The sequence below is a fragment of the Neglectibacter sp. CSJ-5 genome, assembly GCF_032490475.1.
Lineage (GTDB): Bacteria > Bacillota > Clostridia > Oscillospirales > Acutalibacteraceae > Hominenteromicrobium > Hominenteromicrobium mulieris.
This window is the reverse complement of record NZ_JAVYJC010000005.1, coordinates 38597-51446: the sequence shown is the minus strand read 5'-3', so window position 1 is coordinate 51446 and position 12850 is coordinate 38597. Positions and strand designations below refer to the sequence as shown.

The window sequence follows — 12850 nt, the reverse complement described above, 5'->3', positions numbered from 1 at the left end:
ATCTCATTATGGATGACGCCGGGGAATACATGCAGGCGGTGGATGTGAAGGAAGGCCAGAAATTGAGCGGCGGCCATACGGCAGTGCGGGTATCGGTGCTGAAACTGCCGGAGAAAGTGCCGGTGTATGATCTTACCGTACCCCGCTATATGAATTTCCTGCTGGAAAACGGCCTGGTCGTCCATAACAGCGGCAAATCATTCAGCGCCAAGCGTGAGATCGTCAATGTGTTCCTGCTAACGGATGATTCCATCATTATCGCGGACCCGGAAAATGAATACGGCCCGCTGGTAAAACGCTTTGGGAAACAGGGGCAGGTCATTGACCTTTCGCCCACTTCTTCCAACTATATCAATCCGCTGGACATCAACCTGGATTACAGTGATGACGAAAACCCCATTACATTAAAGAGCGATTTTGTCCTCTCTTTGTGTGACCTGATTATCGGCGGCAAGGATGGGCTTACCCCTATCGAGAAAACCATCATTGACCGCTGCACCCGCCTGGTGTACCGGGATTACCTGCAGGACCCCCGCCCGGAAAATATGCCGATTTTGGGAGACCTGTATGAGCTGCTTCGCAAACAGAGCGAGCCGGAGGCCCAGAATATCGCCACCGCCCTTGAAATCTACGTCAACGGCAGCTTAAATGTGTTCAACCACAGGAGCAATATCGACATGGACAGCCACCGCGTCCTGTGCTTCCAGCTTAAATCCCTGGGCAAAGCCTTAAAAGAGATTGGGCTGCTTATCATGCAGGACGCCGTGTGGAACCGCGTCACGGCCAACCGTGAGAAACATAAAACGACCTGGTTCTATATTGATGAATTTCATCTCCTTCTCAAAGGCCAGACCGGTGCTTTTTCCGTTGAGATCTGGAAGCGTTTCAGAAAATGGGGCGGGATTCCAAGCGGCCTGACGCAGAACGTGAAGGATTTGCTGGCCTCCCGTGAGATCGAGAACATCTTTGAAAACTCGGATTTCATCTACATGCTGAACCAGGCCCAGGGAGACAGGCAGATTTTGGCGAAACAGCTTGGGATCAGCCCGACGCAGCTTTCCTATGTGACCCACAGCGGCCCCGGCGAGGGCCTTTTGTTTTTCGGGAATGTGATTATCCCCTTTGTCGATCACTTCCCGAAGGACACCAGCCTGTACCAGATCATGACGACCCGCCCGGAGGAAGTCGCGGAGGCCGGGACGTGATAACCTTCTTCACCGCCTGGCGTATGGGAGGTGATGCAGTTGCCAAGGGATGAAGAATTTAGGGCAAAGGAAAAGAAATTCCACAAAATGACCCGTGACGGGCTGGTGGAGCGGGGCGCCGCTTCCGGCGAGGAAACCCGTATCAGCGGCCGGGAGCAGGATTTTGATTTGCGGCAGGCAAGGGATTCTCCTGACTCTTTGGAGGACCTTTCGGCCAAAGCCCGCCATACCCGGCAGCAAAGGCCGAAAGACGGAGACACCCCGCAGGCGGAGCCAGTGGAAAATGGGGAGGCTTCCCCTTTGGAGGATTCGCAGCCCCGGGCCCATGAGGACGCCCCGCAGGAGGAACTACGGGAAAAGCCCGGAAGCCGGCGTTCTCGGCATCAGCAGAAATTTTCCGAGTCCAGCAGTGCCAGTGAAGCGGCCGCCGAGCAGCCCCGCACCTCAAAACTGCAATTCTCTGAGGACGAGCTGCCGCCGGATGCCCCCGCTAAAAAGCTGGTAAAGGCCCAGCAGAAGGCGGAACGGACCGCCCGGAAACTGGAACAGGCCGAAGCCAATCTTCCGGCCAGGCGGAAACTGCGGATGGAGGTGGAGCCGGACGCTGCCACCGGCAACGCCAAACGGCGCTTAAAATTTGAAAAAGAGGTGATCTCCCAACAGGAACACATAAAAGGCGCCAAACCTCTGCGCCCAGTGAAAAAAGGCGCAAACGCGGCTATCGGATATGCCCACAAGAAGATCTATGAGAATGAGCATGAAAACGTGGGCATTGAGGCGGCCCACCGCACAGAGCTGGTAGCTGAGGGCGGGCTTCGCGCCTTGAACCACCGCCGGAAAACCGCGCCTTACCGCAAGGTGTCCCGGCTGCAGAAAAAGACGGTGAAAACCCGCGCAAGGGCGGCTTACCAGCAGGCCCTCCATGATAACCCGCAGTTACGGAGCAATGTGTTTTCCCGCATGTGGCAGAAATACCGCTTAAAAAGAGAATACGCCAAAGCTGCCCGGACCGCCCGGCGCACCGGGCAGGCTGCCGGGAAAACTGCCGCTGTCACGAAAAAAGCCGGTGGCGCTGTTGGCCGTTTTGCCAGCCGCCACCCGGCCCTCTGCCTGATGGCGGCGCTGTTGTTCCTGATCGTCGTTCTGATTTTTTCGCTCTTTTCTTCCTGTTCCAGTATGGGGACGGGCGGGATCGGCGCGATTGCGGCGTCCAGCTATACCGCGGAAGATCAGGACATCAACAATGCCGAGCTGGTTTATACGGAATGGGAAACCGACCTGCAGATGCAGATTGACAATGCCGAAGCAGACCACCCCGGCTATGATGAATACCGCTACCATGTGGGTAATATCGGGCACAACCCCTTTGAGCTGATGGGATTCCTCACCGCGTCCTATCAAGCCTTCCAGTATGAGGATATTGAGGCGGTGCTGCAGGAGATCTTTGCCGAGCAGTATTCCCTCGAATTTGTGGAGGAAGTGGAGACCCGCACCCGCACGGAAACCCGGACGGACCCCAGTACCGGCGAGACTTATGAGGTAGAAGTGACCTACGAGTGGCGGATTCTCAATATCAACCTGACGGCCAAATCCTTTACGGATGTGATCGCCGCCCGTATGGACACGGAACAGGCCCAGCTTTTTAATATCCTGATGATGACGAAGGGCAACCGCCAGTATGTCTCTAACGTGTTTGGCGATACCAACTGGCTCCCTTATGTCACAAGCTACTATGGCTACCGCGTCCACCCCATCAGCGGAGAAAAGAACTATCATAAGGCGGTGGATATTGGGATGCCCCAAGGCACGGAGATTTTGGCCGGGCATGACGGCGTGGTAACGCAGGCCGGGGAAGCAGGCAGCTACGGGCTGATCGTGGTGCTGGAGGGCGCCATGGAGGACGGGCGGACCCTTACCACAAAATACGCCCACTGCTCGGAACTTCTGGTGTCTGCCGGGCAGGAAGTCAAACAGGGGGATGTCATTGCCAAAGTGGGCAGCACCGGTGATTCCACCGGGCCGCACCTTCACCTGGAAGTGCTGGTGGATGGGCAGTACCTTAATCCCCTGTATTTTACCGATACCGGCGACCATACCGGAACCAGCCTGATCCCTGGAAGCGCGGGCGGGCCGGAAATCCCCGCATATCCCGGCGCTCCTATGGGCGATGGCGATTATGCGGCGCTGATTACGGAGGCGCAGAAACATCTCGGAAAGCCTTATGTGTTCGGCGCTTCGGGACCAAACAGCTTTGATTGCAGCGGCTTTGTTTCCTATGTCCTCAATCAGAGCGGTGTTGCCAGTGTGGGACGCTCCACAGCCCAGGGGCTTTTCAACATGAGCACCCCTGTTTCCAGAGAGAACGCCCAGCCGGGAGACCTGATTTTCTTCACCGGCACCTACTCGGCGGGCACGCCTGTAACCCATGTAGGGATCTATATCGGCAACGGGCAGATGATCCATGCCGGGGACCCGGTACAGTATGCCAATATCAATACATCCTACTGGACCGAACATTTTTACGCATTTGGGCGTATCTCAACCAATTAAAGATCGGAGGTAATAAATTGAATCCCAAAATTGACAAACTCGCAAGGGATATAGAAAAAACGGAAAAGAAAATCGCAGACCTGCAAAAAAAGCTGGAGCTTTTCAAAGAGGAAAAGACCCGGCTGGAGAACGAGGATTACGGCGATATTGGCCGTGATTTCCACCTGACCCCGAAGGAGCTGGCGGAATTTTTGAAGGCGCACAGGGCTGGGACCCTTACGGTCCCGGAGGCCGCCCCTCCTGCGGGAGAACAGGAGGCCGGCCATGAAGAATAAAGTGAGGAATGTTCTGGCGGCGCTTGTGCTTTGCATGAGCGCCGTTGCCCTGCCTGTCACCGCTTACGCTTCCACGGGCAGCGATACCACGCCGCCCACCCTTACCGCGGCCTTAAAGGACGATAAGCTGGCGGTGGAGGCCAGCGATGATATGTCCGGCGTGGAGGCGGTGTATGTGGACGGGACCCGGATCAACAGCCTTGTCAACGGCAAGGGTACCGTGGCCTTGAAGGATTATGCCGGGGACGGCAAGGAAGTGACGGTTTACGCGGTGGACTATTCCGGCAACCGCTCCAAAGAGGTAAAGCTGGATAACCCTTATTATGAGGAACCGGCGCAGATCCAGGCGGCTTCCTCTGCCGCGCCCCAATCTTCCAGTGGGGAAACCCAGGCTGCGCCTTCCACGCCACCCGCGCCTTCTCCTTTGGCAAACAATGCGTCCAGCAGTTCAAGCAATTCGGAAAGCAGCCAGGCCGCCGGGACCCCTTCGACCTCCCAGGCAGAAACAGAGGCTTCTTCTGAAAGCCCTGCCGCGGAGGACGAAACGGAGTCGGCTGTGCCGGAAGGGGCTTTTACCCCGGAAGGCACCGGCACGGTCCTGGACTCAGCTACCGGACAGGAAGATGATAAGCAGTTTTATACCATCACCACCGCAGATGGAAATGTGTTTTACCTTATCATTGACGGGAAGCGGGATTCGGAAAACGTCTACTTCCTGAATGGCGTTACGGAGGAAGATCTGCTCTCCCTGGCCCAGCAGGATAATGGCGGCGAAAGCGCCATTGAGGTTGTCACCTGCAACTGTCCGGAAAAATGCGAGGCGGGCGCGGTGAATACCGATTGCCCGGTCTGCAAAAATGACCTGAACGGCTGCCTGGGCAAAGTGACGGAAGAACCGGCGCCGGAAGAAACCGAACAGCCGGAAGCAGAGCCGGAGAAATCCGGCGGCAATACCGGCATGATTATCTTCCTGGTGATCGCTCTTGCGGCCGCTGGCGGGCTGGGCTACTACTTCAAGATCGTGCGCCCGAAACAGCAGGCGGCTATGGATGAGGACGAGTTCGAGGATGACGGTTACGGTGAAGATTATGAGCAGGATTTGGCATACAGCGATGAGCCTTCTTATGACGAGGATGAAGAATCCACACAGGACGGCAGATAACGCCGTCCTTTCCGTTTCCCAAACAAATTTTATGAAAGTGAGGATTACAGCTTGAATACAAAATCTATGCGCGGCCATGGCCTTTCCCGGCTTTTGGCCGGTTTCCTTTGTCTGCTGCTTTTGGTGGGGATCTTACCGGTCAGCGCGTTTGCGGCTTCGGAAGGCCAGCAGGCCAGCTCCGCTTATGGCGATACGGTCATTGGCTCAGACGGGCAGCCCTATTATTCCCCATCTGGCTATTACACGATGACCTACCACGACGATGGTTCCACTTCCTATGTGTATCATGGTGGGAATGTGGCCTACCGTCATTTCGTGCTGAACACGGATGGCGGCGGATTCCGCTGGGTGTACTGCATTGAGAGCGGCATCCGGTTCGGTGATTCAGACGATGGCTATTATTCCGAACAGACGGACAACAGCCAGTATTTCAACCAGTTGCCGGAGGCTTCCCGTCGCGGGATCATGCTGGCCTCCCTGTATGGCTGGCAGCCTGGGGCTTCCCTCCCCATGGCTGGTATCAACGCTGATGACTGGTACATGGCAGCGCAGTGTATCATTTGGGAATACCAGCAGCAGCTCCGCAGCGACGCTGCCAGCCGCCACGACAATGGAAGTGTTGCGGAAAATACTTTCTTCCGCATTGTGCAGGGACGCCCTGCCGAGCAGGTCTATTACTGGATTCTGGAGCAGATCGCTTCCCATTCCACTATCCCTTCCTTTGCCGGGACAACCGCAGAAAGCGCCCCGGTGCATGAACTGAAATGGGATTCCAATGCCAAGGTTTATACCCTGACTCTGACCGATGCCAACAACTTAAATATCGACCTGGAGGCCCTTACTGCAAGCGGGATCTCCGTGACCCGCAGCGGCAACAGCTATACCTTCACCAGTAAAGAAATGCTGGAATCCCCGGTGGCGCTTCAATTCCGCAAAAATGTGCCTATCGGCGAGGCCATGCTGATCTGGGGGCGCGAGGGCTGGCAGACCATGATGACGGGCGCCAAAGACCCCGTTTCCTTCTATATGCAGATCAAGACGGAAACTTATGGCAAGGCAAAGATCGTAAAGACCAGCGAGGACGGTATTGTTGAGGGGATTCCCTTTACCATCAGCGGCAACGGCGTGGAGGAATCGGTTGTCACCGGCGCGGACGGCACGGTGTCCCTGGATCTTCTGCCCGGCACCTATCTTGTAACAGAGCAGCCCATTGACCGTTATGTGACGCCTGCCGCACAGTATATCACCATTGAGAGCGGCCAGACCGCCAGCGTCCAGTTTTCCAATATCCTGAAGAAGTTCCGCGTGGAAGGCCACAAGGTAGATGCGGAAACCGGCGAGGCCCAGGGAGACGCTTCCCTTGCGGGGGCCGTCTATGGCCTGTATAAAGGCGGGGAGCTTGTAGATACCTTTACCACCGGGCCGGACGGCAGCTTTGCCACCGGCTACTATCCTTGCGGGGATGACTGGACCTTGCAGGAGATTTCCCCAAGCCCCGGCTACCTGCTGGATGAAACGGTGCATGAGGTGGGCGCTTCTCCTTCCCTTTATGAAATCGAGCTGAATACCACGGAAAATACGCTGCCGGAAACGGTGATCCGCGGTAATATCCAGCTTGTGAAGCATACGGATGACCCGGACCCGGATGTATCGGACGAGGAACACAGTGACGACGCCAATGCCGGTATGGTGGAAAAGCCGGAGGAAGGCGCAGTATTTGAAGTTTATCTGACAAGTGCGGGCAGTTATGAAAACGCCAAAGAAAGCGAGCGTGACATCCTGACGACAGATGCGGACGGCTTTGCCGCCTCCAAGGATATGCCCTATGGCCGCTATACCGTCCATCAGACCGCGGGCGAGGACGATAAAGCCTTTGTGCCGGATTTCACGGTATTTATCAGCGAGAACGGAAAGACCTACTCCTATATCCTGAACAATGACGCCATTACTGCAAGGGTGCGTGTGGAAAAACGAGACGCGGAAACCGGTGAGATCATTCCTATGGCCGGTACGGGCTTCCGTATTAAGGACCTTACCACCGGCGAATTTATCAGCCAGGAGATCTACTATCCCAACCCTGAAACCATTGACGTATTTTACACTTCGGATGAAGGCTGGCTGATGCTGCCGGAGCCGCTGCCCGCCCACGAATTTGAACTTTACGAAGTAACAGCCCCGGAAGGGTATGTCCTTTCTGACGAGCCGGTGCCTTTCACAGTAGATGGTTCCGAGGCGGTCGTTACCGTCGTACAGTACAACCAGCCGCAGAAAGCCCAGCTTACCATCAGCAAATCCGGCGAGGCTTTTGCCAGCGTGCAGGAAAACGATGGCTTCTATCAGCCGGTTTATGAGGTAGTTGGACAGCCTGGAGCTGTGTATGACCTGATTGCCGATGAAGATATTTATACCGGCGACGGCACGCTGCGGGTGGCAAAAGATACGGTAGTCGCTACCCTTACCACCGGGGAGGACGGAACGGCGGTCAGCGAACCGCAATACCTGGGCCGCTACCGTCTGGAGGAACGCCAGGCGCCGGAGGGCATGGTGCTGGACCCCACGCCGATTTATACCGAGCTTACCTATGCCGGTCAGGAGGTAGAAATCACCCAGGCGGCCATTGGGCTTTATGATGAACGCCAGAAGGTGGAGATCGACCTTCTGAAATCCCTGGAAACAGATGAAACCTTTGGCATTGGGCTTGGCGAGGAATACAAGGATATTTCCTTTGGCCTGTACGCTTCGGAGGACTTGACTGCCCTGGACGGCAGCGTGATTCCGGCAGGCGGGCTTCTGGAAGTCGTGGCGGTTGCGCCGGTGGAGGACGCGCCCGGCCAGTATTCGGCTGCCTTTGCCTCCGACCTGCCTTTTGGCAGCTTCTATGTCCAGGAGCGCACCACCAATGAGGCATTTGTTCTTTCCGATCAGCAGTACCCGGTAGTCTTTGCGTATGCCGGGCAGGAAACCGCTCTGGTTACGGTTGCGGTCAATGACGGCGAGGCCATTTCCAATGAGATGATCCGCGGGCGCATTGACGGTGTGAAATACGGCGAGGACCCCGAAGGCGGTGAGGACCTTACCCTGGAGGGCGCGCTGATCGGCCTGTTTGCTCCCGGCACGGAAGAATTTACCGAGGAAAATGCCCTGCTGGTGACGACTTCCGGGGAAAACGGCGCCTTCTCCTTTGAGGACGTGCCTTTCGGCCATTGGATCATCAAGGAGATTGCCAGCCCTTCGTCCCTGTACTCCATCAGCCCGGAACAGCACCATGTCTATATCGGCACGGATGGGCAGGCCATTGAAATTGAAATCGACAATACCCTGATCCACGGTACGGTGCAGGTCATCAAGACCGAGGCTGTGGACGAATTGAAGTCTATCCAGGAGAACGGGGAAACCCCTTCTGAAAGTGAGGCTGGCGAAACGGAAGAAAACGCTGCTGACGATACCGGCGAGGATTCCGCAGACAACCCGTTCCTCCACCGGCTGCCCGGCGCCGTCTTTGAGCTTTACGAGGACACCAACGGCGATAAGGCATTTGATGAAGGCGACGCCCTGATCGGGGAGCTGACGGAAACCGATGAAGGGTTCCATGAAATGAGCGGCCTTTTGGCGAAGGGCTATTTTGTCAAAGAGAAAACTGCCCCGGAGGGTCACAAACTGGACCCCAACGCCTACTATTTTGAGATCACCACGGATGGGCAGGTTGTCGTTGTGGAAAATGGCGAATCCGGCCGCGGATTTGTCAATGAGGCGTACCGCGGAAACCTGAAAATCACGAAGGATTCCAGTGATGGCCGCAAGGACGGCTTTGCCTTTGAGGTGAAAAGTGAAGATGGCACCTACTGCGAGACTTTCACAAGCCCGGAGGATGGTATCATCCTGATCGAAGGGCTGCGCGTGGGCAAATACACTGTGACCGAGGTGAAAAATAAGGCCAGCGAGGACTATATCATCCCGGATGGCGCCACGGTGGAGATCAAGGCCGATGAAACTGCCGAGGTGAGCTTCTTTAATGAAAAGCCGGAGGAAGAAACCCCGGAAACGCCTGATACGCCGGATAACCCGGATAGCCCGGCAACGCCTTCCAATCCTTCCAAGCCGGTCCCGCAGACAGGCGATGATTATAACCTGTATATCTGGATCGGCGTGTTGGGCGCAGCGGTGGTCGGCAGCGGCATTGCCCTTTTCCTGTGCGCTTACAAGAAAAAGGGACAGAAGGCCAGTACCGGGCGCCGCAAAGCGGCAGCCGGCGCGCTTCTGATCTGCATTGCCATGACGGTAGGCAGCGGCTTCATGCTGGCGCGGGAGATCGGCCAGTACAAGGAAAGCGCCGATACCTATGCCGGTCTTTCGGAATATGTCACCCCGGCAGAAACGGACGGGGAAAAAGAGAACGCGGAGGCGCCGGAGGAAACCGGCGCTTCCTCCGTTTCCCTTCCCACGGTGGATTTTGAAAGCCTGCTGGCCCAGGGGCAGGATGTCAAGGCGTGGCTGGAGCTTCCCGGCACGGTCATTCAGTACCCGGTAACACAGGGCGAGGATAACAGCTACTACCTGAAACACCTGTATGACGGTACGGCAAACAAGGTGGGCTGCCTGTTCATCGACTATGAAAACGCGGAGGATTTTTCCGACAACAACACGATCATCTACGGGCACAACATGCGTGACGGCTCTATGTTCTCCACGCTGGTGGAATACAAAGCGCAGGCTTACTATGACGAACACCCGGAAATGTACCTGGTAACGCCGGAGGGCGGCTATGTAGCCGAAGTATTTTCCGCGTTTGTGGCAAGCCCGGAGGAATCCGGCAGCGAAACTTCTCCTTGGGCGCTGGAATGGAAAGACAGCGGCGCATATACGACCTGGCTTTCCGCGATGCAGGAACGCTCTATGATTGAAACCGGCGTTTCCGTCACTTCCAGTGACAAGGTACTGACCCTTTCCACCTGCACCAATGGCGGCGCTGACCGCTTCATCGTCATGGGCAGGCTGGTAGCTGTAACTGAATAACATTTTTCGTAAGATGGCGCGGGATGCCGGATGCTCCCGCGCCTATCTCTATATATGGAGGATTTGCAATGGTAAATAACATTGTTCCCATTCCCGGATATGTCCATCTCTACCGCTCCATGCTGCGGTTTTACGATATGCCCAGCGCGGAGCTGAAAGAAATGCTCTATCTTCTGAATACCGCCAACCTGGACAGCTATGGCTTCCACCACCCGGAGGCGCATGTGGTCGAGAGCGGCCCGGTGGCCTTCTGCGGCTGGCTGGATCATCGGTATGCCCGCCCTTACCGGACGGAAGTGCAGCTTTATAAATCCCTGCTGGCCCTGAAACGCAGCATTGACCGGGATTGCATTGTCACCTCCCAGCGGGAGGCCCTTCAAATGCTCCGGTGCGTGATCTCCAATCTGGAATACCGCTTTTATAAAGCCTACAACATGGAATTTGAGGATAAGCGCACGGTGTATTCCGAGTGCGCCTTCCGGCTAATCCCGCGTGAGGACGAACCCAGCGTGTGCCTGATGCACGATTGGGTGTACCTGCCTACGGCGTAAAATATGTGCTTTGCTTCTTTTTTCTAACCATCAATCTAACCACCTGCTAACAATGATGGTTAGATTGGTTAGAATAGCCGCTTGAATTGCGGCAAATATTCCGGCCAAACCAAAATCACAATTTAGTTTAGCCAGAGATTTCATTGACAATGAGGATAATCGCACGGTGTATTCTAAGTGCGCTTTCTGGCTGCTCCCGTGGGAGGCCAAACCCGGTGTGCGCCTGATGCACGATTGGATTTATCTGCTGACTGTATAAAACACAACGAATACTGTATGGAAGCCGTTGCATGATATTTTTTGATTTGTCCCGAATGTTATACGGCACCGCAATTTCGATAGGGTTCTTATGGTGTTATTTATCGGTTCAATCGTGTCACTGCCTGGTTAGAAAACTGAATAGAAACGATTGGATATGACAATATTATGAACGGAAAAGCACCTTTTTGTGTTAAAAGACTGCTGCAATGCACCCGTTTTTGTGAACCTCATAAAAGTATCGGTTCATAATCGGTTCATAATCGGTTCAGGCTCGTTGACACGATTGAACCGATTTGCTATAATAGGAGCGTTAATATGAATGAAGGAGATGGCAGTATGCTTTTTCGGGAAAGTGAGACCATAGAACTGAAAGAAGTTGTTGTGGACGAAATCAAAAAAGAGATCATTGCTTTTGCTAACTGTGACGGCGGAAAACTGTATATTGGCGTCCAGGATGACGGCACGGTAGTCGGAGTGGATGACCCGGACGGTGTATCTTTGCAAATCAGCAATATGGTACGGGATGCCATCAAACCGGATGTAACAATGTTCGTGCATTATAAGACGATTGAAGAAAATGGAAAAGACATTGTTGCTGTAGATATTCAGCGCGGAACGGACCGGCCTTATTATCTTGCCAAAAAAGGGATGCGGCCAGAAGGCGTCTATGTCAGGCAGGGTTATTCTTCGGTTCCTGCTACGGATACGGCAATCCGCCGTATGATTAAAGAAACGGATGGGGACCGCTTTGAAGCCATGCGCTCTCTGAACCAAGAACTCACATTTGAAGCTGCGAAAAAAGAATTTGACCTTCGGAATGTAGAATTTGGTCCGCAGCAAATGCGTACTTTGAAGCTGGTCGATCAGGATAACCTTTATAGCAACTTAGGGCTGCTTCTGTCCGACCAATGCGTCCATACGATTAAGGTCGCAGTTTTTCAGGGGACAGACCAGACGGTATTTAAGGACCGCCGGGAATTTAGCGGGTCGCTGCTGCGCCAGATGAACGAAGTGTATGATTTTATTGACTTCCGCAATCAGACCCGTGCAACCATAGAAAAACTGCTAAGGATTGATGTCCGGGATTACCCTGAAATCGCTGTCCGGGAAGCATTGCTGAATCTGCTGGTCCACCGGGATTATTCCTTTAGTGCCAGCGCACTTATCAGTATTTATGCGGACAGGATTGAATTTGTGTCCATTGGCGGCTTGATGCCGGGAATTGACCTGGAAGATATTATGGTAGGTATTTCCGTATGCCGGAACCAGGACCTTGCGAATGTGTTTTATCGTTTACATTTGATTGAGGCTTATGGTACCGGAATGGGAAAAATTATGAAGGCATACGAAGGCATGGTGGAAAAGCCTGTGATTGAAACCACAAAAAACGCCTTTAAGATCATACTGCCGAATATTAACGCCAAATATGAAAAAGGCGCTGAATCTGTTCTTCCAGCAGAGCCATCCGCACATACTCCTGTTGGCACGCCATTAAGTGCCGGAGAAGAAAAAGTGTTGGAATATGCCCGGACACATGGTGCTGTTACAAGAAATGAAGTCATGGGACTGCTCGAAGTGAGTATCTCTACTGCTGCCAGAGTCCTGAAAAAGCTGGTAAAAAGCAATCTGCTAAAGCAGAATGGAAAAGGCAGAGGCACCAACTATATACCATTATAAATAAACGATATGCTGCACAGCCGATTGGAAAAATCCAGTCGGCTGTTTTTAGTTAGGAGGGATGCTATATTACACAAACAGAAGTCAACGCCGTATTTGACGAGCAGGTGAGGCTTTGCGCTGACACGCTGCAGAAGAAAACCAAGGAATATACCG

General features: G+C 54.3%; 7 protein-coding genes. All 7 read left to right on the top strand.

What is annotated here, in order from left to right:
• The first annotated feature begins 8 nt into the window (after positions 1-8).
• The 7 genes from R2K26_RS15465 (at position 9) to R2K26_RS11045 (ending at position 12694) form a co-directional block, all read left to right on the top strand.
• Complete coding sequence (locus tag R2K26_RS15465; RefSeq protein WP_396897248.1) at positions 9-1205, top strand: VirB4-like conjugal transfer ATPase, CD1110 family; 1197 nt, start codon at positions 9-11, stop codon at positions 1203-1205.
• A gap of 33 nt (positions 1206-1238) precedes the next feature.
• Positions 1239-3755, top strand: a complete 2517-nt coding sequence (locus R2K26_RS11070; RefSeq protein ID WP_316521081.1) for a CD1108 family mobile element protein — start codon at positions 1239-1241, stop codon at positions 3753-3755.
• A 17-nt stretch (positions 3756-3772) separates the two neighbouring features.
• Entirely contained in the window at positions 3773-4030 is a 258-nt protein-coding gene (locus tag R2K26_RS11065) for a DUF4315 family protein (RefSeq protein ID WP_183775351.1), read from the top strand.
• The gene (locus tag R2K26_RS11060) at positions 4020-5192 is read left to right on the top strand and encodes a DUF4366 domain-containing protein (RefSeq protein ID WP_316521077.1); all 1173 of its coding nucleotides are present in this window, start codon (positions 4020-4022) and stop codon (positions 5190-5192) included. The genes R2K26_RS11065 and R2K26_RS11060 overlap by 11 nt, the downstream gene beginning before the upstream one ends.
• A 51-nt stretch (positions 5193-5243) precedes the next feature.
• On the top strand, positions 5244-10205 hold the full coding sequence (gene srtB, locus R2K26_RS11055; protein ID WP_396897245.1) for a class B sortase: 4962 nt from the start codon (positions 5244-5246) through the stop codon (positions 10203-10205).
• A gap of 68 nt (positions 10206-10273) precedes the next feature.
• Positions 10274-10756 (top strand): hypothetical protein, encoded by a 483-nt coding sequence (locus R2K26_RS11050; RefSeq protein WP_173870706.1) that lies wholly within the window; start codon positions 10274-10276, stop codon positions 10754-10756.
• 576 nt (positions 10757-11332) lie between these two features.
• Positions 11333-12694, top strand: coding sequence for an RNA-binding domain-containing protein (locus R2K26_RS11045; RefSeq protein WP_330590974.1), 1362 nt, complete (start codon positions 11333-11335; stop codon positions 12692-12694).
• Positions 12695-12850 lie beyond the last annotated feature (156 nt).

What these genes read in the sequence shown, in the direction of transcription:
- R2K26_RS11050 (WP_173870706.1), top strand. Translation starts at nt 10,274, where the DNA reads ATGGTAAATAACATTGTTCCCATTCCCGGATATGTCCATCTCTACCGC.
- R2K26_RS11045 (WP_330590974.1), top strand. Translation starts at nt 11,333, where the DNA reads ATGAATGAAGGAGATGGCAGTATGCTTTTTCGGGAAAGTGAGACCATA.
- R2K26_RS11060 (WP_316521077.1), top strand. Translation starts at nt 4,020, where the DNA reads ATGAAGAATAAAGTGAGGAATGTTCTGGCGGCGCTTGTGCTTTGCATG.
- R2K26_RS11070 (WP_316521081.1), top strand. Translation starts at nt 1,239, where the DNA reads ATGCAGTTGCCAAGGGATGAAGAATTTAGGGCAAAGGAAAAGAAATTC.
- R2K26_RS15465 (WP_396897248.1), top strand. Translation starts at nt 9, where the DNA reads ATGGATGACGCCGGGGAATACATGCAGGCGGTGGATGTGAAGGAAGGC.